The sequence below is a fragment of the Desulfonatronospira thiodismutans ASO3-1 genome (genome assembly GCF_000174435.1).
Classification (GTDB): domain Bacteria; phylum Desulfobacterota; class Desulfovibrionia; order Desulfovibrionales; family Desulfonatronovibrionaceae; genus Desulfonatronospira; species Desulfonatronospira thiodismutans.
Genome location: NZ_ACJN02000003.1, coordinates 664174 through 687722, shown reverse-complemented (window position 1 = coordinate 687722; position 23549 = coordinate 664174). Strand labels below are relative to the sequence as shown.

Genomic DNA, 23549 nt, shown 5'->3' with positions numbered 1-23549 from the left:
CAGTCTTAGCTCCCTTGTTGTTCTGTCTTTTTACGCAAGCTGTCTATCTTGTAGCGGATAAATCCATCATCTGCTCCGTGGGCCAGCTCTTTAAGGCTCTGGTATGACTCCAGGGCCTGCTGATAATCCCCTGCCTGTTCAGCCACAAAGGCCTTCTGGGTGTGGTACTGGTTTATAAACTCCCTGGGAAACTCGTCCCCGGCCTCCTGCAGGATCTCCAGAGCCCTGGCATAGTCCTGCATGAGTTCATAAGCCTTGGCCCGGCCCAGAAGGGCCAGGGGCTGAAGGGAATCGTCCTTTTTCTCCAGGCGGCTGAAGGCATCGGCGGCCTCCTGGTATTTGCCCGTGTCCATGTAGATACGGGTAAGCTCGAATAGAGCCCCCCCCTGCATGGCACCGGGTGCGTCCTCCAGAAATTTCTCCAGGGCCTGTATTCTTTCCTCCTGGTCCTGCATGGCCAGTATTTCATTCATTTCTTCCTGGGCCTGTTGCTGGGCCCTCTCGGTAAAAAAGGTGTACCCGGAATAGGAGGCCGCACCTATTACCACGGCCACAACCACCGTGAGGATCATTTTCTGGTATTCCTGGATCTTTTGCAGCAGGGGATGGGCGGTTTCGTCCGCCTCGCTCATGAGCCTGTCCAGAAATCCCTTCCTGTTGCCGGGATCTGTCATATGGCCTCCGTTGCTTCTGCGTCTTTTCTGTTGTCAGCTGTCACACTTTCAAGCATGGAACTGATGATCAGGGCCGCCGGACTCTGGGGGTGGGTCTTGACGTAAATATAGCCTTCGTCTCCGGAACGAACTATTTCCGGGTCTATGGGGATGCGTCCCAGGAAGGGGACATTCATTTCCCGGGCCAGGCTCTCGCCTCCCCCTGAGGTGAAGATATCCAGGTGTTCGTTGCAGCTGTGGCATACGTATCCGCTCATGTTTTCCACTATGCCGGCAACAGGAGTATCCATGTCCCGGCAGAAGCTTACTGAGCGGCGAACGTCGTCCACGGCCACCGCCTGGGGGGTGGTGACGATGACCGCCCCGGTTCCTTCTCCCAGAAGCTGCAGAACGGTCATGGGCTCGTCCCCGGTTCCGGGAGGGCAGTCCACTACGAGATAGTCCAGCTCACCCCAGGCCACGTCCTGCAGAAACTGCCGGATAAGGCCCATCTTGACCGGACCGCGCCAGATGACCGCATCCTGGTTGCTGGGCAGTAAAAAGCCCAGGGACATGACCCACAGGTTCCTGCTCCAGGGGACGGGTTCCATGAAATCCTTGTCCATGTGGGGCTTCTCCCCGGTGAGGCTTAACAGCCTGGGGATGCTCGGTCCGTGTACATCCAGGTCCAGAAGACCCACCCGGTAGCCCTGCAGGCTAAGCCCCACGGCCATATTGGCGGCTACTGTACTTTTGCCCACGCCGCCCTTGCCGCTCATGACCACCAGTTTTTTACTGATCCTGTCCATGCGGCTGCGCAGTTTGGCATCTTTGTCCTGTTTTTCTTTCTGCTTATCTTGAGCGCCGGGACATGTGGGCGCCATTTTCAGGTCCTTCATATTATCCTCCGTGGAATGCCCCTTTTGGGGCGGATATTTTTATGGGTTTTAGTTGCCCTTTTTTTTCCTGTGCACCTCTTTTCTAAGCCATTCGTGCCAGGGCTCAAGTCCTTCCCCGGTTCTGGCCGAGAGGGGGAAAATTTCTATGTTTTTATTTATGTTTCTGGCAAACCCCGAAGCCTTGTCCATGTCAAAATCCACGTAAGGCAGCAGGTCGGTCTTGTTTAGAAGCAGCACCCTGGATTCGGCGAAGATGAGGGGATACTTTTCCGGTTTGTCATCGCCTTCCACCACGCTAAGGATGGTCACCTTGAAATCCTCGCCCACGGAAAATTCAGCCGGGCAGACCAGGTTGCCCACGTTTTCCACAAACAGGATGTCGGTCTGGTCCAGGTCCATTTTACCTGCGGCCTCCTGGACCATGGAACTGTCTAAGTGGCAGCCGCCCTCGGTGTTGATCTGCAGCACCTGGGCCCCGGTGGCGGCTATTCTTTCGGCATCGTTGCTGGTCTGAAGATCACCCTCTATAACCGCCATGCTGAACTCGTCTCTTAACTGGTCCAGGGTCTTTTCCAGCAGGGAGGTCTTGCCGGCACCGGGTGAACTCATGAGATTGATGACCAGGATGCCCTTTTGCCTGAACATTTCCCGCAGCTGGTCTGAAATGCGGTCGTTGGCCTCCAGTATATTGCGCAGTACTTTTATCTGCATTTATTTTCCCCGGTTTTGATTATTCAACTTCCATTTCCTCAACCAGAAGCTCCTTGCCGGAGATGACTTCATGCCCGAATTCGGCTCCGCAGCTGGTGCAGGTCATGATAAGCATATCCCGGTCCTGAGGAGAAAACTCGGCTGCGCATTCCCGGCAGCGGACTTTCAGGGGCACTTCCCTGGTTTCCAGGACAGCTCCCTCCAGAGGAGTCTGACTGGTCAGGGCCTGAAAGGCGGTCTGCAGGGCCTCGGGAACAATGGCCGAGATGCGTCCGTAGGATATTTTTACCCGCAAAAGCCTGCGGGCGTCGTTTTGAGCCATTTCCTGCTCCACTATGCGGATCAGGTTCTGGGCTATGGACATTTCGTGCATGGAGGTATTAATCTTGTTATAAGGCTAAAAATTCAAACTGTAAGACCTGATAAACTCCCGGATTCTTTTCTGGGATTCGGCCATGCGGGTTTTAAGGGACTGCTGGTAACTGTCCATATCAATGCCGGTCCTGGCCAGGCCGCTCTGCACGGCCGCCCTGGCCACTGCCGGGGCTTCCCATTCAACTATCCTGGGGTCCAGGGGTTTGGGGATCACGTAATCCGGGCCGAAGCTCATTTCGCCTACCCCGTAGGCCTCAAGTATTTCCTCCGGAACCGGCTCCTTGGCCAGGGCGGCCAGAGAGCGGGCCGCAGCCAGTTTCATGTCCTCGTTAATACCTCTGGCGCGCACGTCCAGGGCTCCCCGGAAAATAAACGGAAACCCGGATACATTGTTGACCTGGTTGGGAAAGTCGGAGCGCCCCGTGCCCATGATACACTCCGGGTCCGCCGCCTTGGCTTCGTGATAGGAAATCTCGGGATCAGGGTTGGCCATGGCGAAGATTATGGCTGGTCTTGCCATGGAGCGGACCATGTCCCGGTTAAGCAGGTCTTTGACCGACAGCCCGATAAACACGTCGGCCCCCTTGAGGGTATCTTTTATGCTGCCTGCGTCATTGGCCTGGGCAAACTGTTTTTTGTAGGGGTTGAGGTCGCTTCGGCCCTGGTGAATGAGTCCGCGGGTATCGTACATGAATATGTTTTCCGCGGGAAGGCCCATGCTGACGTAAAAGCGGCAGCAGGAAATGGCCGCAGCTCCCCCCCCGGAGACCACCATTTTTATGTCCTGGATATTTTTGCCGGTGATTTCCAGGGCGTTTAAAAGCCCGGCCCCGGAGATAATGGCCGTGCCGTGCTGATCGTCGTGAAAAACAGGGATGTCCATCTCCCGGATGAGAGTCTCCTCTATCTCGAAGCATTCCGGGGCCTTGATGTCTTCGAGGTTGATGCCCCCGAAGGTGGGCTCCACCATCTTGACCCACTGGATAAATTTTTCCGGGTCGCTCTGGTTGATGTTCAGGTCGTAGACGTCTATATCAGCAAAGGCCTTGAACAGCACCCCCTTGCCTTCCATGACCGGCTTGGCCGCCAGGGGGCCGATGTTGCCCAGTCCCAGGACGGCGGTGCCGTTGGAAATCACCGCCACCAGGTTGCCCTTGTTGGTGTAGCTGAAGACCTGGTCCGGGTCCCTGGCTATCTCCAGGCAGGAGTTGGCCACTCCTGGACTGTAGGCCATGGACAGGTGTTTCTGGGTGGTGCAGGGTTTGGCGGGGACAACTTCCAGTTTGCCCTTCCTGCCCATGCTGTGGTAATCAAGGGATTCTCGGGGGGTGAACAGGGGCATTATTTTACCTTTTTTGACCAGTGGAAGGTGAAAGTATTATTACAGGCAGCCTGTAAAATTTTTTTGATTTCCGCCGGCATGGTTTTGATGTTGACAAATATTATGTTTCGTATTCAGCAGTCTTACTGGTTTCGGCCACAAACTGATTATTCTATGCCAATTATTTTTTCTTATCAAGCAGATATTTAAGCCAAAATGTATAAATTTAATGATTTTAGTGTGTTGCAGGAATATCTGGATCACCTGGGGCTTTTTCGCATGGAGCTTGGCCTGGAAAGGATGCAAAAGGCCCTGCAAAGGGTGGATTTCAGGCCGGGGGAGCCATACCTGGTACAGATCATAGGCACCAACGGCAAAGGATCCACCGCTTCCTACCTGGAAAGCCTGGCCCGGATGCATGGACTTAAAACAGGCATCTTTACTTCTCCGCACCTGGTAAGCGTCAAGGAGAGGGCACTGGTAAACGGTAAAAAGCTACCGGACAAGGCCTGGCTCAAGGCGGCCAACCTGTTGGATGGGTCCTGCGGAGATCTGGAACTAACGTATTTTGAGTTTTTGACCCTGGCGGCGGTGCTCATGTTCCGTGACGCCGGGGTGGACCTTGGTGTCATGGAGGCCGGCCTGGGAGGCAGGTATGACGCCACCACCACCCTGGAAGCAGGACTGCAGGTCTATACCTGCATAGACATGGACCATACCAGCATTCTGGGAGAGACCATTGAAGAGATAGCCCGGGACAAGGCCATGGCCGTGCGTGCGGACTCCACGGTGGTCCTGGCCCGGCAGAATTATCCTCAGGCAGCGGAAACTGTGCAGAGTACAGCCTCCGGGGTCGGAAGCAGCCTTTACCGGGTGCAGGACTTTTTTGTACAAAAAGATGCAGGTACTTATTTTACCGGGGAGCCGGATTTTTTTGTGGGCACGGACGTGCCGGGTATCCATGGGGATTACCAGCTGCAGAATGCAGAGACCGCTCTTGTGGCCTGGCGGATACTCTCAAGAAGGTTTGACCTGAAGATGGATCCGCAGAAGTGCCTGCAGGCCCTGCAGGATACATTTCTGCCGGGAAGGATGCACGTGGTAAGCAGGGACCCACTGATTATTCTGGACGGGGCGCACAATCCCGGTGCCATGGACCGGGTGCATTCCTTTCTTGGGGGCCTGGCCATAAGACCCGGTCATATTGTTTTTACCTGTCTGAGCGACAAGGAGATAGAGCCCATGCTGCAGATGCTCAGGCGCTTTTACCCGGCCAGGGTGCTGGTGCCGGACATGGGTTCTGGTCCCAGGAGCATGGACAGGCAGGAGCTTTTGAGCATGATGGGTGACGGGGCAAAGCCCCTGGATGATCTGGAGGGGTTCTTGAAGGGCCTTGCTCCGGGGGACGACCCGGTGCTGGTGTGCGGCTCTTTGTACCTGCTGGGACATGTGTACAGGCTTTTTCCGGAGTGGATGAAAAAGAAAGGGATCGCACTGTTCTGACAGGTCTGACAGGTCAGACAGGTCAGACACGTCCGACCTGTCAGACACGAAGTACTACTGCAATTACAGGAGGAAAACTTGTCTAAGCTTTATCGCAGTCTGCCTTCGGTGGACTCGGTCCTGGCCGGAGCGGTCCAGGACCCTGATCTGGCAGGACTGCCCCGGAATATGCTCCGGGACCTGGTAAATGACTTTCTGGACCTGTGCCGCGAGGAGATCCGCTCCGGGGTCATAGCCCGGGAGAGCGACCTGGAAGCCAGTGTACTGCAGCCCAGGCTGCTGGCTTACCTCAGGGCGCATTCCAGGCCGCATTTCCGGCGGGTCATAAACGCCACCGGGGTGGTTATCCATACCAACCTGGGCCGCTCCATTCTCACCCACGAGGCTGCTGCCTCCGTGAGCGAGGCATGCAGGCACTATTCCAACCTGGAATTTTCCTTAGATACAGGCCAGAGAGGCAGTCGCTATTCCCACGTGGAAGACCTGCTCTGCCGTATTTCCGGGGCCGAGGCCGGCCTGGTGGTGAACAACAACGCTGCCGCAGTCCTGCTGGTGCTGGACACCCTGGCCAGGGGCAGGGAAGTAGTGGTCTCCAGGAGCCAGCTGGTGGAGATAGGCGGGTCATTTCGTATCCCGGAGGTCATGGCCAAGTCCGGCGCGCATTTAAGGGAGGTGGGGGCCACCAACCGTACTCACTTAAAGGACTACCGCCAGGCAATTGGCCCGGACACTGGGGCGCTCATGAAAGTGCACACCTCCAATTACCGCATTATCGGGTTCTACAAGGAAGTCCCCCTCAAAGAGCTGGTTCAGCTGGGCCGGGAGCATGATCTGCCGGTCATAGAGGATATGGGCAGCGGCAATTTTTTTGACTTTCAGGCCCACGGTTATAACTTCATGCCTGAGCCCACTGTGCAGCAGGTAATCCGCGACGGGGTCTCGGTGGTCTCCTTCAGCGGGGATAAGCTTCTGGGCGGCCCCCAGGCCGGAATTATCCTGGGGGAAAAAAAATATATAGATCCTATAAAGAAAAATCCCATGAACCGGGCCCTGCGCATAGACAAGATGACCCTGGCCGCCCTGGAGTCTACTCTCAGGATGTATTTGGACCCGGAGCTGGCTAGAAGCAAAATCCCCACCCTGCGCATGATAACCGCCGGGGAAAAGGATCTGCTGCAAAAGGCCCGCAGGCTTAAAAACCGCATCCGAAGAAATATCAAGGCGGACATGGAACTTGCAGTTTTTCCGGCCCAGTCAAGAGTGGGCGGCGGGGCCTTTCCGGAGCAGGATCTGCCCACAACACTTGTGGGCATCAAGATTGCCGGATTGAGCTGCCAGGACATGAGAAACAGGCTTTTAAATACCGACCCACCTCTGGTGGGGCGGGTTGAAGAAGATTTTTTCTGCCTGGATCCCAGAACCATTGACGATTCTGAAATGGGGATGGTGGTTTCGGTGCTCAAGGATATCCTTTGAGAGTAAAGACAATTAACTGATAATACAGGGGAATATATGGAGTTCAAGACCAGGAACTGCTGGGAAGTATACAAGAGCAAGAAGCACAGGGGGGCCATGGATAAAATGGCCCGCAGGTACGTGGAGTTTCTCAGCCGGTGCAAGACAGAGCGCGAAACCGTGGAGTGGGTGCGCTCCAGAGCCGTGGAAAGCGGTTTTTCAGAGGACTGGAGTTCGGATAAGGTTTTCAAGGTGCACAAGGGCAAGAGTATCTTTCTGGCCTGGAAGGGAAAAAAGCCCCTGGCCCAGGGAGTGCGCCTGCTGGGGGCGCATGCTGATACCCCGCGCCTGGATCTCAAGCAGAGACCGGTTTACGAGGAGTGCCAGGTGAGCCTGGCCAAGACCCATTACTACGGAGGCATTCGCAAGCACCAGTGGCTGGCCAGGCCCCTGGCCCTGCACGGGGTGATAATCAAGACCGACGGCACCAGGATAGACGTAAACATCGGCGAGAAAGAAAGTGATCCGGTGTTCACCGTGTCCGACCTGCTGCCGCATCTGGCCCAGAAGCAGATTGAAAAGAAGCTGTCCCAGGCCTTTGAGGCCGAGAAGCTGAACGTCGTCCTAGGTCATATGCCTTATTCCCGGGACACAAAAGACTCCGGGGAAGAGGGGGAAAAAAAGGCGGTCAAGAAAAACGTCCTGCACCTTTTGAACCAGAAGTTCGGTATTGTGGAGGAGGATCTCTACAGTGCAGAACTGCAGGCGGTTCCGGCAGGCCCGGCCAGGTTCGTAGGCCTGGACCAGGGGCTTATCGGCGGATATGGTCATGATGACCGGGTATGCGTCTTCACCGGCATGGAGGCCTTTTTGCAGAAGGGTGAGCCCCAGTATACCCGGGTGGCCATTTTCTGGGACAAGGAGGAGATCGGCTCCGAAGGCTCCAGCAGCGCCAGGTCCCTGTTCATGCAGTACTGCCTGGAAGAACTTCTGGAGAACTGGGAGCCTGCGACCCGTCCCAGGACCATGTATTCCGCCACCCGGGCCGTATCCGCTGATGTGCACGCGGCCATGGATCCGGATTACCAGGATGTGCATGAAAAGCTTAATGCCTCCCTCATAGGCCACGGTCCTGTCTTTTGTAAATTCACCGGACACAGGGGCAAGGTGGGAGCCAATGATGCCCACGCCGAATACATCGGCTGGCTGCGGGCAATTCTCAACAGGGCAGGCGTACCCTGGCAGATGGCTGAAACCGGCAAGGTGGACCTGGGCGGAGGCGGCACAGTGGCCAAGTTCCTGGCGGTATACGGCATGGATATTATAGATTTCGGCCCAGGGGTTCTGGGGATGCACAGCCCTTTTGAGATCGTGAGCAAGGCCGATGTCTACGCGGCTTATCTGGCCTATTCGGAGTTTTTCAAGGCCGGGAACAACTAAACCAACCTCTTACAGGAGTTAAAATGCCTGTCATAATGGGGACTGCCGGGCATATAGATCACGGCAAGACCACTCTTATCAAGGCCCTGTCCGGCATGGAATGCGACCGGCTGGTGGAGGAAAAAAAACGCGGCATTACCATTGAGCTGGGTTTTGCCTTCATGGACCTGGAGCCGGGAATGCGCCTGGGGATAATCGATGTCCCCGGGCATGAGCGTTTTGTCAAGAACATGGTTTCCGGGGCCTCGGGCATAGATTTTGTTTTGCTGGTAATCGCGGCGGACGAAGGGGTCATGCCCCAGACACGGGAGCATCTGGATGTATGCACCCTGCTGGGGGTGGAGACCGGACTGGTGGCCCTGACCAAGACCGACATGGCTGATCCCGAGTGGCTGGAGCTGGTGCAGGAGGATGTGTCCGACTACCTGCAGGACACTTTTCTAAAGGATGCTCCTGTGGTCCCGGTTTCTGCGCATACCGGCCAAGGCATCCAGGAGCTTCTGGGGCATATCCGGCAGATGGCCGGGGAGTTCAAGCCGCATCGCCGCTCGGATCTTTTCCGTCTGCCCATGGACAGGATTTTCACCATGCGCGGACATGGCACGGTTATTACCGGGACCACGGTCTCCGGACGGATAAAGGTTGGGGAAGAGGTCATGATTTATCCTCAGGAGATAACCTCCAAGGTTCGCTCCCTGCAGGTGCACGGGGAGCAGACCCAGGAGAGCCAGGCCGGGATGCGCACCGCGGTCAATCTGCACGGGCTGGAGGTGGAGGACCTGGAACGCGGTTTTGTTCTGGGCAAACCAGGCACCCTTTTTCCCTCCAGGGCCTGGGACCTGGAGCTTACCCACTTAGAATCCGCCCCCAGGCCCTTGAAGCACCGCACCCAGGTGCATTTTCATCACGGGGCCAAGGAAGTCCTGGCCAGGATCTATCTCCTGGACCGGGACAAGCTGGAGCCCGGGGAAAGGTGCGTCTGCCAGGTGCGTTTCGAGGACCCCATGGCCGGTGTTTACGGAGATCGCTGCGTCATCCGCTCATACTCCCCCCTGCGGACCATTGCCGGGGCCGGGATAATAAATCCACTGGCGGGCAAGGTAAAAAGGTTTTCCAGCCAGGTACAGACTCTGGAAAGACTGGCCCGGGCCAGGGCCGAAGAGCTTATCCAGGTGCAGCTGGAGATTGCCGGAAGCAAAGGTCTTTCCCTGGCCCAGCTGGTGATCCTGACAGACCTGGAAAGCAAGGAGCTGCAGAAAAAGCTGCAGCTCATGGGGGGGCGGCAGGAAGTATTTCTGGTGGACAAGGAAAGCCGCATCTACGTGGCCGGGGAGGTGGTAAAAAGGCTGGAAGAAAGCATGCTGGCAGAGCTTCAGGAACTGCACCGCAGATTTCCCATGCGCCAGGGCGTGTCCAGGGGGGAGTTGGCCGGGAAATGGGCCAGGGATATCCCGGAAAAGCTGTTCTTTTTTGTCCTGGAGCGCCTGGTGCGGGCCGAAAAGATAGTTTCCGAACAGGAGTATTACCGCCTGCCCCAGCACAAGGTCTCCCTGGCCGCGGACCAGGAGAAGCTGCGGGAAAAGATTACCCGGACCTACAGACAGGCCGGGATTCAGCCCCCCACTGTGAAAAAGCTCCTGGAAGAACTGGGTCTGGAGATGAAGGAAGCAGGCCCTGTGCTCAGGCTTTTGCAGGATGAAAAGGAACTGGTGAAGATAAACGAGGATTTTTATTTTTCAGCCGGGGCGGTTCAGGAACTAAAGGACAAGGTCAAGGATTACCTGGAGAAAAACGAGGAAATGGGACCGGTGGAATTCAAGGAGATTACCGGGCTTTCGCGCAAGTTCGCTATACCCCTTATGGAATTCATGGACAAGGAAAAGCTGACCATGAGGGTGGGGGACAAGCGCAAGCTGCGCAAGAGATCGTAAATATTCTGCGTTACTATTCCACATGGTCCGGAAATTCGGCAAACAGGACGTAAAAACTCGCTCCAAGGAAGCGTAAATCAAAACCTATACACGGGTTTGATAACCAGGATATTTCCTGTAACATGCTTTGAATCAGGTTCGGTGTTTTACGGTTTTGATTAATCACGCCACAGGCGTGACTACGCGTCGTTCAGATCCCGCACTTACTTTTTGGCAAGTCTTGATTTGAAAATTGGTCAGACATAGAAAAAGTAAGTGCGGGACCCTGTTTGCCGAACCCCCGGACCCTGACTTTTCGTTCGCAGGTGCTGAATAGTTACCGCAGGATAATCAAAAAGGCCGCAACCAGATATGCCCCGGAAATACATGAATGTCTGAAAACTACAGGGATCTGATAAAGGAGCTGGACCTTCTGGGGCTGTACAGGGGGGATGGGAGCAAGAAAAAGGAGTGGGAGCTGGTGCTCATTGCCATGGGCGTGGATTATCACTGGGAGCATGGGCGTATTATGGTTCCGGCTTCCCAGGCACCCCGGGCCGTGGAGGAAGTGCGTCGCTACGAAGAAGAGGAAGTGGAGCTGGAGAAGTACGAGCCGGACCAGGCTCCCAGGCAGCAGAATGCTGTCAGCTCCCTTTTTGTCCTGTCTCTTTTGCTTCTTTTTTTTACCGTGGTCTACGAAGGGCTGGGGCAGTCCGAATGGCAGTTTCTGCCCTGGCTGGAACAGGGCAGCGCCAATGCTTCAAAGATAATTACAGGCGGGGAATGGTGGCGGACCATCACCGCTCTGACCCTGCACGGGGACCCGGCCCATGTCCTGGGCAATGTTATCATAGGGGCTCCTTTTGTGGTGGCGGTATGCTCCCGCCTGGGCCTGGGCCTGGGCTGGCTGACCATCCTGGCTGCCGGGGCCCTGGGCAATTATATAAACGCCATAGTCATGTCTCCGGCCCACAACAGCATCGGTTTTTCCACGGCCGTGTTTGCAGCGGTGGGCATCATGTCCATACACTCTGTAAAATTTTCCAGGCTGTCCATGGGCAATGCCTTTGTCCTGGGTCTGGCCCTGCTGGCCATGCTGGGTGTGGGGGGTGAGAATACCGACGTGGGGGCGCACCTCTTCGGCCTGGCTGCAGGTTTCGGGCTGGGCATCCTGACCCTCAGGGCGGTGGACATGCAGGAAAGCCTGCAGCGGGTGGATTTTCTTTTCGGAATCACCGCCGGGCTCCTGGTGGTGGAAAGCTGGCTCATGGCCCTGTGGGGAGAGGGTCTTATGGATGTGCTTTTTTGATAAGTACCGCATTCCAGGGGCAGGCCAGGGCTTTTTAACTCATCAACCTGAATCCGTGAAAGCAGGCTCCGGAATTTGTCAAAAAGGCCGCAAAAACTCACTCCAAGGCAGACTAAATCAAAATCCAGGCCTTGCCCGATCTAACATGATGCATGAACTTCAAAATGCTTATACAAGTTAAATCAGATAATTAAAGGATTTTGATTAAGTCTGCCTAAGTCGCTCAGACAGTTTGCGGCCATTTTGCCAAACCCCGGAGCCTGCAAGGATATATGTCGAAAAAAGTATATTTCACGGATTCAGGTCATCAATATGTTACATGAAATGCAAAATTCTGGACTCGGGTCTTAATGCCTGAAAAAGGCTCATACAGAACCATCTGGACCCTGGCCTGGCCGCAGCTGCTCATGATGTTCTTTCACTTCCTCATAGGATTTGTGGACGTGTGGGTGGCAGGACGCCTGGGGCGCGAAGTTCAGGCCAGTATGGGCATGATCACCCAGGCCCTTTTCTTTTTCCTGGTGGTGGCCATAGCCCTGGCCAACGGCAGCGTGGCCGCCATAAGCCAGTCCTGGGGGGCGGGGCTCATGCTCCGGGTGAAGAGATACATCGGGCTGGGCCTGGAGATCGGTGTCTGCCTGGGATTTGTTTTTCTGGCGGCCGGGCTTCTGTTGAAAGATGTCCTGCTGGACCTTTTGCAGCTTTCCGACGAGGTCCTGCCCGTGGCCGGGTATATCCTGCAGGTTTTTTTGTATATTCTGCCCGGGTATTACCTGCTCATCATCTGCAACGCCATGTTCAGGGCGCAGCAGAAGGTCATGATTCCTTTGTATTCCATGATGATCGTGACCGTGGTGAACACCTTCGGGGACTTTGCCCTGGGCCTGGGCTGGTGGGGTTTTCCCATGCTCGGCTACAAGGGGCTGGCCTGGACCACTTTCGGCGCTGTACTCTGCGGGGTGCTCTTCAACCTGTTTATCCTTTACCGCCAGGGATTTTTGAAGCGCGCAAGCTTTGCCCCCTGGCGCTGGATCAAAAGGGCCTGGCCCTACCTGTTCAAAGTGGCCTGGCCCGCAGGCCTGGTTCAGGTGGTGTGGCACTCGGCCTACCTGGTGCTTTTTGCCATTACCGCAGCCCTTCCCGTGGGCAGCGTAGTGGCCCTGGCCGGCATGAGCGCGGGGCTGCGGGTGGAGTCGCTTCTTTTTCTGCCCGGAGTGGCCTTTAATTTCACCGCTTCCATTCTGGTGGGCAACTGCCTGGGAAGGGGGGACGTACAGGGGGCCAAAAAGATCGGTTACCAGGTGATGCTGGTGGCCCTGGTCTCGGTCAGCCTTCTGACCATTGCCATGTGGCAGGTGATTGAACCGGTGGCCGGGTTTGTGGCCCCGGATCCTGAAGTGAGCCGGGAGGCTGTTAATTATCTCCAGTACAACATGGCGGCCATTCCCTTTCTACTGGTGGCCATGGTCCTGGGCGGAGCCCTGACCGGAGCCGGGGCCACGCTTTACCAGATGTTCGGCATGGGAGCCGCTTCCTGGCTTATCAGGATCCCCCTGGCCTATATTCTGGGGCACCTGGTCATCCAGGAGGCCACAGGGGTATGGATGGCCATGTTTATTTCCATGGTTTTTCAGGCCGGGATAATGCTGTATCTTTACCAGTTCACCAACTGGGCGAATTTCGCCCAGAAAAAAGGCAAACGTAAGCATTCAGGGGGTCCTCAGTGGTAGTTCCTGGCACTAGGCCTGGGGACTGTCCCCGCTAAGTAATATCTTTGCTGGTTCACACAACTTAGCGTTTGTACTTTTTGTATTGTGCAGGAAAGGGGTCGCGGGGACTGTCCCCAGTCAAGCCAGAGGCGTGATTCCGGCACCCCCTGAATGCTTACAGACAAACAGCCGGGACCACCGGCACAGGCAGGGTAAATCAGCCCAGAGAAAAATTATGTTTTTAAAAATTTTCGCCGCGTTTGTAATTCTGCCCATTGTGGAGATCTACGTACTGATCAAGATCGGCTCGCACATAGGGGCCTTGTGGACCATAGCTCTGGTTGTAGCCACAGCCTTTGTGGGGGCCTTCCTGGCCAAGATGCAGGGGGCCTACACCATGTTCAGGCTGCGCACCAACCTGCAGCAGGGGATTCCCCCCACTCACGACATCCTGGATGCGTTTCTCATATTCGCAGCAGGCCTGGTCTTTCTGACTCCGGGGTTTATTACCGATCTCATGGGGCTTCTGGTACTTATTCCCCAGACCAGGAAGATTATCAGGGTCTGGCTGGTGAAGAAAATCGATCTGTGGATGCGGCAGGGCAATGTGCACGTCATCCGCAGGTGGTGAGGCTAAAGCGAGTTTAAAAGATCCAGGGTGGTGGGGCTCAGGTTGAAGTCTGGAAAGTTTTCCGGGGCGATCCAGGCAGCCCTGGCTGCATCCGCTCCGGCCCGGATACGGCCCTTAACATATTCGGCCCACAGGTCCACAATAACGTAGTGAAAGAGGATGTTGCCTGCTTTATCACGATGGATGAGATCAAAGGTAAGTACCGGCAGGCCTGCCCGCACCGTCAGCCCGGTCTCCTCCAGCACCTCGCGTTCTGCAGCCTGCTGCATGCTCTCCCCCAGCCTTATCTTGCCTCCCGGGATGGACCACTGGCCCTGAGCCGGGGGATTGGCCCTCTGCACCAGCAGAAAACTGCCTTCAAGCCTGACCACCGCACCCACCGCCACCCGGGGCAGGGAAGGGTATGCTCCACGGGAATGGTGACGGGACGTCTGCATATCCTGGTTCATAATTTTTTGTCCTTAGTTCTGCAGTCCTTTGCTGCTCAATTGATCCGACCTTGACCTTTAGCGCTCATTGATTCAAGATTCAACAGGATTTTGTTTTGAAATCAGCAGGCTTTAAAATACCCGGGCACACCCTGGTATCAGCTGCCCAGGAATGGTTCACGTCAACAACAGGAGTTTAACTTGGGTTATACAAACATGCGCCATTGTCTGGAGGACCTGGAGGCCAGGGGAGACCTGGTACGCATCAGCACGGAAGTAGATCCCTACCTGGAGGCAGGTGCCATCCAGCGCCGGGTTTTTCAGAATAAAGGCCCGGCCCTGCTTTTCACCAATGTCAAGAACACCACTTTTCCCATGGCCGGAAATGTCTTCGGTACCATGCAGCGGGCACGCTACATTTTCCGGGACACCCTGGACACCCTGGACCGGCTTTTCAAGCTCAAAATCGATCCCCTGCTATTTTTCAAGGCCCCCTGGAAATACCTGGATGTTCTGCCCATGCTGGCCAGGACAATGCCCAAACGCGTTTCCCAGGGACCCATTTCCAGAGGTGAAACCACCATCGAGCGCCTGCCTCAGCTGGTATCCTGGCCCATGGATGGCGGGGCCTACGTCACCCTGCCCCAGGTGTATTCCGAGAATCCCGCCAGGCCCGGGATCATGCAGTCCAACCTGGGCATGTACCGGGTACAGCTGACAGGCAACGATTTCAGGACCAACAGGGAGGTGGGGCTGCACTACCAGATCCACAGGGGCATCGGGTATCATCACAAGCTGGCCCTGGAGGCGGGCGAGCCTCTCAGGGTCAATGTCTTTGTGGGCGGCCCCCCGGCCATGACCCTGGCCGCGGTCATGCCCCTGCCGGAAAACGTCCCGGAAGTGGTCTTTGCCGGGTCCCTGGGCGGGCACAGAATAAAGATGGTCCAGGCCGCCAACGGTCTGCCCATGCCCGCTGAAGCCGATTTCTGTATTTCGGGCCGCATTGTCCCCGGCAGGGAACTGCCTGAAGGTCCATTCGGGGATCACCTGGGCTATTACAGCCTGCGCCACGATTTTCCCGTGCTCAGGGTGGAAAAGGTGCACCACCGGGTGGACGCGGTTTGGCCCTTTACCACTGTAGGCCGCCCGCCCCAGGAAGATACAGTCTTCGGTGATCTTATTCATGAACTTACAGCCCAGCTCATACCCACGGTCTTCAGCGGGGTGCGCGAGGTACATGCAGTAGACGCTGCAGGGGTTCACCCCCTGCTCCTGGCTGTGGGACGGGAAAGCTACGTGCCCTTCGCCCGGCAGAGACAGCCCCAGGAGCTATTGACCAATGCCATGAATCTTCTGGGACAGAGCCAGACCTCCCTGGCCAAGTACCTGGTCATCGCGGCCTTAGAGGATGATCCTGGACTGTCGGCCAGGCATATTCCGCGCTTTCTGCAGCATGTGCTGCAGCGCATGGATTTTGCCCGGGACCTGCATTTCATCACCAGGACCACCATGGATACCCTGGATTACTCCGGCATAAGCCTGAACCAGGGCTCCAAACTCATCATGGCCGCTGCCGGCGAGGTCAAAAGAAGACTGGGCATGAAGCTTCCCCGGGATCTGCCCCTGGGTGAATTTTCGCGCCCGCGCTTCATGGCCCCGGGTATTATGGCTGTGCAGGGTCCCCGGAGCACCCAGGAACGCGATACTCATGACCCGGAAGTGGAAAAGCTGGGGGAAAGGCTGAACAATGCCCCGGGGATGCAGGAGTTCCCCCTGGTGGTGGTTGTGGACGACAGCGACTTTGTCACCCGGTGCTGGGACAATTTCCTGTGGGCGGTTTTCACCCGTTCGGACCCGGCCACGGACACTTACGGAATGGGGGCTTTTGTACACTGCAAGCACTGGGGCGCTGAAAAGGGCATTGTTATTGACGCCAGGCTGAAGACTTATCATCCCCCGGTGCTGGAGCCGGATCCCCAGGTGGAGAAAAGGGTGGATGAACTGGGAGCCCGGGGCGGGCCGCTTTACAGGATTATATGATGCCCACTGTGTTTCAAAGCCCTTTTCTTGTGATGTGCGGGGATGCCAGGCGAGACACAGGGTCTGTCCCTGCTGTTTTTTTCTTGTTTTCCGGGGGCAGGAAAAACAATAGATTTGTTTGACATTTCAAGTGTTCTTGACTTAGTTATTAGACATTGTTCTTTACGTAACAATGTCTAAAGTCAAGGAGGTAGCGGTGATGAAGAGGTCTTTGGTTGTCGGAGTTTTAATTATTTTTGTGCTGGGGTTTCTGGCCCTGCCCACCCTGTACGCAGGGCTGACCTATCAGCACGAGGGTTATTATCCCGAGGATATGATGCTCTATCCTCCTGTGGAGTACGAGGAAAAGTATGGAGAGAAGAGGCTTGCGCCGGTGCCCTTTTCCCATGATGTGCATTTTGATTACGACTGCGAGTACTGCCACCATACCGGCGACACCCATATGGGCTGCATGGAATCCGGATGCCATGACATGTATGAAAACGAACCGGTGGAAGATGTCATCATGGCCGGCACCCGCATGCAGGGAGATATCTTTTATTTCGAGGATGCTTATCACGAGATGTGCATGGACTGGTGTCACAGGGACGAGGAAAATGCCCCTACATCCTGTATAGGGTGTCATCAGCCCTGATGCAGCTTCTGGCAGAACTGTTTTTTCAACCTGAGCAAATCCTATCTGAATTCTTCCCGCCTTAAGAGCACAACCGGTGGCAGATGCCTGAATAATGCCGGCCGGTTGTGCGCATAAACCTCTTGCTATTGATCTTAAGTGTTATTAGTCTAAATCCCTATGGCTAATGTTTTGATAATAGACGATGATCCCGATGTCCGCCAGGTCCTTGCAGGTGCAGTAAAGAGCGCGGGACATGAAGCCCGCAGTGCCGGTACGCTGCAAATAGCCATGGATACAGCCGGTTCCTTCAACTGTGAAGCCGTGTTCCTGGATTTGAGCCTGCCGGATGGACACGGCCTTGATGCCCTGACCTGGTTTCAGGAACTTATGTCCTTCCCAGAAGTGATAATCATCACCGGAAAAGGAGATCCTGCCGGAGCTGAACTGGCCCTGAACAAGGGCGCCTTTGACTTCCTGGAAAAACCCGCCTCCATTGCAGAAGTCACCCTGACCCTGGTCCGGGCCCTGGAGTACAGGGAAGCCCGGCTTAGAAGGTCCAGGGAGGGGCTTATCAAACGATCCGGTATAGTGGGCAGCTGTTCGGCCCTGGTCAGATGTCTGCAGGATCTGAGTCAGGCGGCGGCTACGGGCAACAGCCTGCTTATCTTCGGCGAGACCGGCACCGGCAAGGAACTCTTTGCCAAAGCCGTACATGACAACAGCCCCAGGGCAGGGCATGATTTTGTGGTAGTGGACTGCTCGGCCCTTTCCAGGGGGGTGATGGAGAGCACCCTGTTCGGGCATGTTCGCGGTGCTTTTACCGGGGCCAGCGACAATTTCAGCGGCCTGGTGGCCCTGAGCAACAAAGGCACCCTTTTTCTTGACGAAATCGGCGAGCTGGACCTGGATATGCAGAAAAAGTTTCTGCGGGTTCTGGAGGAAAAAAAGTTCAGGCCTGTGGGGGCATCCAGGGAAGTATACAGTGATTTCAGGCTGGTGTGCGCCACCAACAGGGACCTGGAGGCCATGGCCCAAAGAGGCGAGTTCCGCCAGGACCTACTGTACAGGATCAGGATGCAAAAGTGTACTTTGCCCCCTCTGCGCGAACGAAGGGAGGATATTCCGGAACTCTGCACCCATTTTCTTGAAGAAACAGCAGGCCAGCTGAAGGCATCGCCCAAGGAAATGTATCCGGAAGTGCTGGAGATCTTCTCCGCCTATGAATGGCCCGGAAATGTGCGCGAGCTGAAAAACGCTCTGGAACAGGCCGCAGCCGCCGCCCAGGATGAGCCCATGCTGCACCGCAGGCACCTTCCTTTGCACCTGCGGGTATCCCTGCTCAAGGACTCCCTGTCCGGACAGCAGGAGGACAAAGGCGTTTTAAGCTCCGATTTTTCTCCCTTGGGACAAAGCGATATCCCGGAATGGAAAACCTTTAAAACCCAGGTGGTCGAAGCCGCTGAAGAAAGGTATTTTCATGATCTGTACGCCCATACCGGTGGGCGGATCAAGGAAATGGCCCGTCTGGCCAATCTCACCCAGTCCAGGGTATACAGCCTCATAAACAAGTACAAACTCAGATGATCTGCTTCGCTGTTCAAATCAAAGTTGAAAATGTTCAAATTTTATTTGAAAAACCCCGCCTTTTTTATTCTTCTTAAAATTATTTGATGAGATAACATATTGAAATTTAGTAATATTTGTCTTTCAGGGGTTCTGGCACAGGTGTTGAATAAGAAAACCCAGTAAGCTTCGGCGCAGATCTTTCTGGCGTAATCTAAGGATCCTACACATGCAAAGTATAATGACAGAGCAGGAATTTCAGCCGGAAAACAGTATGACGCAGGCTTTCAACGACTATCCAGTATGGCAGTGGCTTGACAGGCTGAGCAGGATCAGCAGTGAACTGAGCCGGGTGATAGCCGGCAGGGAGAACGAGTTCCTGGAGATAGGCCAGGGAGTGCAGGACCTGTACTACAGGTCCAGGGACCTTTCGGCGACAGCTCTGGAACTCGGGGAGAAGGCCTCGGGAAGCGCCTTAAAAGAGGCCATGGAAGAGTTAGACAGTTCACTAAAAGAGATCCAGGGACAGTCTGAAGATACGAACCTGGAAAAGACCATGAACAGGTGCAGCGATCTGGGGGTGGCTGTGGGAAAACTGCACAAGGAGATGCAGCATTTCCGGCCCATGCTCAAACACTTAAGGGTGCTGGCCATGTCCATCAGGATCGAAAGCGCCCGGATGGGAGAGCAGGGCAGGCATTTCGTCACCCTGGCCCAGGAGGTGGAGAACCTGGGTTACAAGACTGAAGAGTATTCCAGGGATGCCACGGAAAGGATCCGGGGACTGCAAAACGAGGTGCAGAGTCTGCAGGTCAGCGTGAATTCAGCGCATAACCTGCATTCCAGGGAGATTACGCCTCTGCTGGAGGGTGTTCACGAAAAAAGCAGGCAGCTTCAGGAAATGCAGAAATCCTCCGAGAGGCTCTCAGGCTCCATCGCCGGCAGGGCGGAAAGCATAAAAGAGATGGTGGGGGAGATAATTTCCTCGGTACAATTTCACGACATTACCCGGCAGCAGGTGGAACACGTCTATCAGAGCCTGGACGAGGCCCGGGATGTTTTCCAGGGGGAGCAGAGGGAGGAAGACCAGGTTCAGGACATGATAAGGTGGCTGGGAGATGTATGCTCCCTGCAGTCCCGCCAGATGGAATCCACCCGGAGCGGCCTGGGAAAGGCCATGGACAGTATAAGGCAGAGCCTGGGCGGCATAGGTGACTATGTCCAGGAACAGGAAGCGGACATGCAGGGATTTACCGGCCTGGATTCCGGCAGCGGCCAGGGGGTGCTGGCCGGACTGGAACAGGATGCATCCAGTCTGATTCCGGTGCTTGAGAAATCCACCTCAGACTTCGAAGACGTAATCAGACGTCTAGAGTCCATGTCCTCTGATCTGGAAGGCATGCAGAGTCTTATGGATACGCTGGAGGATATTGGAGAAGAAATAGCACTTATCGCCCTGAATGCCAGCGTCAAATCAGCCCATACCGGGGAGGGGGGCAAGCCCCTGGGGGTTCTGGCCGGAGCCATCCACAGGCTCTCGGGGGATACCAAGAATGTGGTGGCCTCGGTTTCCGGGGTGCTGGAAGAGATTCTGTCTGTAGCCGGGGACTTCAGCTCCCATGCAGAAAAGGCCAGGGCCGGATCACAAAATGAGGCCAGGCTCTGCAGCATCCTGGGACAGGTAGTCAACCGCATGTCCGGAGTAAATACCGAGGTGACGGCCCTTAACCGGAATCTTCGAGAAGAGACGTCAAAGCTGCTCAAATTGTCTACAAAAATTCAGAAAAAGCTGGATATGCAGTTCGAAGTCCAGGAGGAAATAAGCGGCATCATAAAAGACCTGCAGGAAGTTGAGCAGCAGATCCAGGAGCACGTGCCGCCTGTTGAATCCGGTGAAAGGTATTCCCAGCGTCTGAGCAATATACTGCATCGCTACACCATGGAGTCCGAGCGCAGCGTATACAGGGATTTTACCGGGCAGGGCCAGGAAGAACAGGGCCATGGCCAGGAGGCTGCAGAGGCTCATGAGCCGGAACTGTTTACAGACACGGAAGGTGAAGACGAATTTGGAGATAATGTGGAGCTTTTTTAAGGAGGTCCCATGAATAACAGCATGCAACAAAATGACATTCAGATTTTGAAGCTGACAGGCGACTGCAGTGTGCAGAATGCCACAGAAGTTCTGCAGCTTTTTTCCCAGGCCCTGGAAACCGCCCAGAGCCTGGCTCTGGATCTATCGGAGGTGGAGAAGTCGGACATATCCCTGATGCAGATTATCTGCGCCGCCCACCAGTCTTTTGCAGCCAGGGAAAAATGCATCAGGCTGTCCGGGCTTCCTTCGGAGCCTGTCATGGAGACCTGGAAATCAGGAGGTTTCGGCCAGGTATGCCTCTTCGGCCGGGAAGAATGTCTGTTCAAGGAGGTAGGCGTAAATGGGTAAGACGATAATGACGGTGGATGATTCATCCAGCGTACGCCAGATGGTCAGCTTTACCCTCAAGGATGCCGGGTATTCTGTGGTGGAGGCCGCGGACGGCAAGGACGCCTTGCAAAAGCTTCAGGGGCAGGTGGACATGATCATCACGGACCTGAACATGCCCAACATGGACGGTATTGAGCTCATTAAAAATGTCCGGGCCACCTCGGGGTACAAGTTTATCCCCATAGTCATGCTCACCACGGAATCCCAGGACGAGAAAAAGCAGGAAGGCAAAAAAGCCGGAGCATCCGGGTGGATAGTAAAGCCTTTCAAGCCCCCGCAGATTCTGTCCGTAGTCCAGAAACTGCTCAAATAGGAAGAAGCCATGAATTCTCAGATGATGTCCGACAAAGAACAGATGCAGCAGGCTTTTCTTGAAGAAGCCGGGGATCTTTTGCCCGAGCTTGAGGCTGCGCTTCTGGAACTGGACAACGCCCCAAGTGAGCCGGAGCTTATAAACCGGGTTTTCAGGGCCCTGCACACCATCAAGGGCTCCGGCTCCATGTTCGGTTTCGAGGAAGTCGCTGATTTCACCCACGAAGTGGAAAACGCATTTGAACTGGTGCGCTGCGGTGAAATGGCGGTAAGCAAAGAACTGCTGGACCTGACCTTCCGGGCCAAGGATCAGATACAGCTCATGCTGCAGGACTCTGCAGCCAAAGATTCTCAGGGAGTTCAGGAAATCCTGGAGTCGGTGCGCGAGCTTTTGCCCGTGAAAAAACAGGAAGCCGGGGAATCTCCAAAGCAGGAGAAACAATCTCAGACCTCCCGGGAGAACCTTGCCTACCGCATCCGCTTCAAGCCGGATCAAAATATTCTTGCCATGGGCACGGACCCCATGATGCTTCTGGACGAGCTGCGGGAGCTGGGGCAGGCCTACGTGATTGCCCACAGCGAGGATATTCCTGCCCTGGAGAAGCTGGATCCGGAAAAATGCTTTGTCTGGTGGGATGTTATTCTCATTACCACCCAGGGCAAGAACGCCATCCATGATGTGTTTATCTTTGTGGAAGAGGACAGCGAGCTGAGTATCCAGATTGTCGATCATGTATCTGGTTACGGGCAGGAGGAAGGTTACCGCAAGCTGGGAGAGATTCTTACAGAACGTGGTGACTTGAGCCGGCAGGATCTTGAAGCCGCCCTTGGCTCCCAGAAACGGGTAGGCGAACTTCTGGTGCAGGCAGGGCTCGTGAGCCGGACTCAGGTTGAATCTGCCCTGGCCGAGCAACAGACCATGCGCAGAGTACAGGAGGACTGCAGTAAAGACGTGTCTGCATCCAGTGTAAGGGTGCCCGCCTTAAAGCTGGATGAACTGGTAAATCTGGTGGGAGAGCTGGTCATAGCCCAGTCCAAGCTCTCCAGGATGGTGGGGGATGACGGCAACATGGCCCTGCGGTCCATTGCCGAAGAAATCGAGCGCCTCTCGGACGAGCTCAGAGACAACACCCTGGGTATCCGCATGCTGCCCATCGGTTCCAGTTTCGGTAAGTTCCGCAGGGTGGTCCGGGATCTTTGCTCCCAGAAGGGCAAGGAGATCGAGCTGGTCACGGAAGGAGCGGACACAGAACTGGACAAGACGGTCATAGAGCGCATCAACGACCCCCTGGTGCATCTTCTGCGCAACAGCATCGACCACGGCATAGAGTCCCCGGAGGAACGGGCGAAGCTGGGTAAACCCAGGCAGGGGACAATCACTTTTTCCGCAGCCCAGTCCGGAGGGAATGTAATTCTTACCATAAGTGACGACGGGCGGGGAATGGATTCGGAAAGAATAAAAGCCAAGGCCCTGGAAAAAGGCATTATCTCCCAAGGTGACGAACTCGGCCAGAGAGAGCTTTTAAATCTCATTTTTCAGCCGGGGTTTTCCACCTCCACAGAGATAAGCGATATCTCCGGCCGGGGGGTGGGCATGGACGTGGTCAGGAAGAATATTTCCGCCCTGCGCGGGTCTGTTGATGCGGAAAGCATTCCCGGGGAGGGCAGCACAATAAGGATCAGCCTGCCCCTGACTCTGGCCATTATAGACGGGCTGCAGGTCAGGGTGGGGGAGCAGCACTTCATTATCCCTCTGAGCGTAGTGGGCGAATGCATAGAGCTTGAAGGGAATGCTCAAAGGGGAGAAGCAAATTGGGACTTTGTCCGCCTGAGGGATCAGCTGATTCCATACATAAGCCTCAGGAAATTTTTTGAGGTACAGGGCGAGGCCGGCAGTATCGAGCAGGTGGTTGTGGTGGACACCGGGGAAAAGCTCATGGGCTTGGTGGTGGATGAGGTTCTGGGACAGCAGCAGACAGTAATCAAGAACCTGAGCCGGGTTTATCAGCATATCCGGGAAGTTTCCGGAGCCACCATCCTGGGGGACGGGTCCATCGCCCTGATCCTTGATGTATCCCGGCTGGGGGAGATGGCTGCTGGTTAAACGCGGGTACTGCCGGGAACAGTTTAACAATATTTTACACACAGTTTGTAAAACAGGTTTTGGTTTCAGTTAAAACATTCCCTGGCTT

The 23549-nt window shown here is 55.4% G+C and carries 20 protein-coding genes; 14 read left to right on the top strand and 6 right to left on the bottom strand.

Translation table 11 applies throughout. The features are described 5' to 3' along the window. Positions 1–5: 5 nt before the first annotated feature. From DTHIO_RS15010 to DTHIO_RS14990, 5 genes are read right to left on the bottom strand one after another with little or no spacing between them, the layout of a single operon-like run. A complete protein-coding gene (locus DTHIO_RS15010) occupies positions 6–674 on the bottom strand; it encodes a tetratricopeptide repeat protein (protein WP_008871110.1) in 669 nt (222 codons plus the stop codon). After that, positions 671–1552, bottom strand: coding sequence for an Mrp/NBP35 family ATP-binding protein (locus DTHIO_RS15005; RefSeq protein ID WP_008871109.1), 882 nt, complete (start codon positions 1550–1552; stop codon positions 671–673). Before DTHIO_RS15005 ends, DTHIO_RS15010 begins: the two co-directional genes overlap by 4 nt. 48 nt (positions 1553–1600) lie before the next feature. Further along, positions 1601–2263, bottom strand: a complete 663-nt coding sequence (gene hypB / locus DTHIO_RS15000) for a hydrogenase nickel incorporation protein HypB (protein ID WP_008871108.1) — start codon at positions 2261–2263, stop codon at positions 1601–1603. Positions 2264–2282: 19 nt separating this feature from the next. Next, entirely contained in the window at positions 2283–2636 is a 354-nt protein-coding gene (locus tag DTHIO_RS14995) for a hydrogenase maturation nickel metallochaperone HypA/HybF (protein ID WP_008871107.1), read from the bottom strand. A gap of 24 nt (positions 2637–2660) precedes the next feature. Continuing rightward, positions 2661–3980, bottom strand: coding sequence for a malic enzyme-like NAD(P)-binding protein (locus tag DTHIO_RS14990; protein ID WP_008871106.1), 1320 nt, complete (start codon positions 3978–3980; stop codon positions 2661–2663). A gap of 195 nt (positions 3981–4175) precedes the next feature. Here DTHIO_RS14990 and DTHIO_RS14985 point away from each other — a divergent pair, with 195 nt between their 5' ends. The 7 genes from DTHIO_RS14985 (at position 4176) to DTHIO_RS14955 (ending at position 13916) form a co-directional block, all read left to right on the top strand. Continuing rightward, positions 4176–5462 (top strand): bifunctional folylpolyglutamate synthase/dihydrofolate synthase, encoded by a 1287-nt coding sequence (locus DTHIO_RS14985; protein ID WP_008871105.1) that lies wholly within the window; start codon positions 4176–4178, stop codon positions 5460–5462. 78 nt (positions 5463–5540) lie between these two features. Then, positions 5541–6938 carry an L-seryl-tRNA(Sec) selenium transferase gene (gene selA / locus DTHIO_RS14980; protein ID WP_008871104.1) on the top strand — a complete coding sequence of 466 codons (1398 nt, stop codon included), beginning with the start codon at positions 5541–5543 and terminating at the stop codon, positions 6936–6938. 36 nt (positions 6939–6974) lie between these two features. Then, positions 6975–8357: an aminopeptidase gene (locus tag DTHIO_RS14975; protein WP_008871103.1), complete on the top strand. Its 1383-nt coding sequence runs from the start codon at positions 6975–6977 to the stop codon at positions 8355–8357. Positions 8358–8380: 23 nt separating this feature from the next. Further along, on the top strand, positions 8381–10288 hold the full coding sequence (gene selB / locus DTHIO_RS14970; protein WP_008871102.1) for a selenocysteine-specific translation elongation factor: 1908 nt from the start codon (positions 8381–8383) through the stop codon (positions 10286–10288). 370 nt (positions 10289–10658) lie between these two features. Further along, on the top strand, positions 10659–11576 hold the full coding sequence (locus tag DTHIO_RS14965) for a rhomboid family intramembrane serine protease (protein WP_008871101.1): 918 nt from the start codon (positions 10659–10661) through the stop codon (positions 11574–11576). A gap of 350 nt (positions 11577–11926) precedes the next feature. Beyond that, positions 11927–13306 carry an MATE family efflux transporter gene (locus DTHIO_RS14960; RefSeq protein WP_008871100.1) on the top strand — a complete coding sequence of 460 codons (1380 nt, stop codon included), beginning with the start codon at positions 11927–11929 and terminating at the stop codon, positions 13304–13306. Between the two features lie 214 nt (positions 13307–13520). Next, the gene (locus tag DTHIO_RS14955) at positions 13521–13916 is read left to right on the top strand and encodes an FxsA family protein (protein ID WP_008871099.1); all 396 of its coding nucleotides are present in this window, start codon (positions 13521–13523) and stop codon (positions 13914–13916) included. A gap of 2 nt (positions 13917–13918) precedes the next feature. On the opposite strand, the gene DTHIO_RS14950 is transcribed toward DTHIO_RS14955, so the two are convergent. Then, on the bottom strand, positions 13919–14365 hold the full coding sequence (locus DTHIO_RS14950; RefSeq protein ID WP_008871098.1) for an NUDIX hydrolase: 447 nt from the start codon (positions 14363–14365) through the stop codon (positions 13919–13921). A 180-nt stretch (positions 14366–14545) separates the two neighbouring features. On the opposite strand from DTHIO_RS14950, the gene DTHIO_RS14945 reads away from it, so the two are divergent. The 7 genes from DTHIO_RS14945 (at position 14546) to DTHIO_RS14915 (ending at position 23461) form a co-directional block, all read left to right on the top strand. Next, on the top strand, positions 14546–16384 hold the full coding sequence (locus DTHIO_RS14945) for a UbiD family decarboxylase (protein ID WP_008871097.1): 1839 nt from the start codon (positions 14546–14548) through the stop codon (positions 16382–16384). A 199-nt stretch (positions 16385–16583) separates the two neighbouring features. Next, on the top strand, positions 16584–17018 hold the full coding sequence (locus DTHIO_RS14940) for a cytochrome c3 family protein (protein ID WP_008871096.1): 435 nt from the start codon (positions 16584–16586) through the stop codon (positions 17016–17018). Positions 17019–17177: 159 nt separating this feature from the next. Next, positions 17178–18584 carry a sigma-54-dependent transcriptional regulator gene (locus DTHIO_RS14935; RefSeq protein WP_008871095.1) on the top strand — a complete coding sequence of 469 codons (1407 nt, stop codon included), beginning with the start codon at positions 17178–17180 and terminating at the stop codon, positions 18582–18584. A 208-nt stretch (positions 18585–18792) separates the two neighbouring features. Beyond that, entirely contained in the window at positions 18793–20655 is a 1863-nt protein-coding gene (locus DTHIO_RS14930; RefSeq protein WP_008871094.1) for a methyl-accepting chemotaxis protein, read from the top strand. Between the two features lie 9 nt (positions 20656–20664). Then, positions 20665–21003, top strand: coding sequence for an STAS domain-containing protein (locus DTHIO_RS14925; protein WP_008871093.1), 339 nt, complete (start codon positions 20665–20667; stop codon positions 21001–21003). After that, positions 20996–21358 (top strand): response regulator, encoded by a 363-nt coding sequence (locus DTHIO_RS14920; RefSeq protein WP_008871092.1) that lies wholly within the window; start codon positions 20996–20998, stop codon positions 21356–21358. Before DTHIO_RS14925 ends, DTHIO_RS14920 begins: the two co-directional genes overlap by 8 nt. 9 nt (positions 21359–21367) lie before the next feature. Then, positions 21368–23461 (top strand): chemotaxis protein CheA, encoded by a 2094-nt coding sequence (locus DTHIO_RS14915; protein WP_008871091.1) that lies wholly within the window; start codon positions 21368–21370, stop codon positions 23459–23461. Positions 23462–23549 lie beyond the last annotated feature (88 nt).

Excerpts from the sequence above, each read along its gene's own strand:
- DTHIO_RS15010 (WP_008871110.1), bottom strand. The coding sequence starts at position 674 with ATGACAGATCCCGGCAACAGGAAGGGATTTCTGGACAGGCTCATGAGC.
- DTHIO_RS15005 (WP_008871109.1), bottom strand. The coding sequence starts at position 1,552 with ATGAAGGACCTGAAAATGGCGCCCACATGTCCCGGCGCTCAAGATAAG.
- hypB (WP_008871108.1), bottom strand. The coding sequence starts at position 2,263 with ATGCAGATAAAAGTACTGCGCAATATACTGGAGGCCAACGACCGCATT.
- DTHIO_RS14995 (WP_008871107.1), bottom strand. The coding sequence starts at position 2,636 with ATGCACGAAATGTCCATAGCCCAGAACCTGATCCGCATAGTGGAGCAG.
- DTHIO_RS14990 (WP_008871106.1), bottom strand. The coding sequence starts at position 3,980 with ATGCCCCTGTTCACCCCCCGAGAATCCCTTGATTACCACAGCATGGGC.
- DTHIO_RS14985 (WP_008871105.1), top strand. The coding sequence starts at position 4,176 with ATGTATAAATTTAATGATTTTAGTGTGTTGCAGGAATATCTGGATCAC.
- DTHIO_RS14975 (WP_008871103.1), top strand. The coding sequence starts at position 6,975 with ATGGAGTTCAAGACCAGGAACTGCTGGGAAGTATACAAGAGCAAGAAG.
- selB (WP_008871102.1), top strand. The coding sequence starts at position 8,381 with ATGCCTGTCATAATGGGGACTGCCGGGCATATAGATCACGGCAAGACC.
- DTHIO_RS14965 (WP_008871101.1), top strand. The coding sequence starts at position 10,659 with ATGTCTGAAAACTACAGGGATCTGATAAAGGAGCTGGACCTTCTGGGG.
- DTHIO_RS14960 (WP_008871100.1), top strand. The coding sequence starts at position 11,927 with ATGCCTGAAAAAGGCTCATACAGAACCATCTGGACCCTGGCCTGGCCG.
- DTHIO_RS14955 (WP_008871099.1), top strand. The coding sequence starts at position 13,521 with ATGTTTTTAAAAATTTTCGCCGCGTTTGTAATTCTGCCCATTGTGGAG.
- DTHIO_RS14950 (WP_008871098.1), bottom strand. The coding sequence starts at position 14,365 with ATGAACCAGGATATGCAGACGTCCCGTCACCATTCCCGTGGAGCATAC.
- DTHIO_RS14940 (WP_008871096.1), top strand. The coding sequence starts at position 16,584 with ATGAAGAGGTCTTTGGTTGTCGGAGTTTTAATTATTTTTGTGCTGGGG.
- DTHIO_RS14935 (WP_008871095.1), top strand. The coding sequence starts at position 17,178 with ATGGCTAATGTTTTGATAATAGACGATGATCCCGATGTCCGCCAGGTC.
- DTHIO_RS14930 (WP_008871094.1), top strand. The coding sequence starts at position 18,793 with ATGCAAAGTATAATGACAGAGCAGGAATTTCAGCCGGAAAACAGTATG.
- DTHIO_RS14925 (WP_008871093.1), top strand. The coding sequence starts at position 20,665 with ATGAATAACAGCATGCAACAAAATGACATTCAGATTTTGAAGCTGACA.
- DTHIO_RS14920 (WP_008871092.1), top strand. The coding sequence starts at position 20,996 with ATGGGTAAGACGATAATGACGGTGGATGATTCATCCAGCGTACGCCAG.
- DTHIO_RS14915 (WP_008871091.1), top strand. The coding sequence starts at position 21,368 with ATGAATTCTCAGATGATGTCCGACAAAGAACAGATGCAGCAGGCTTTT.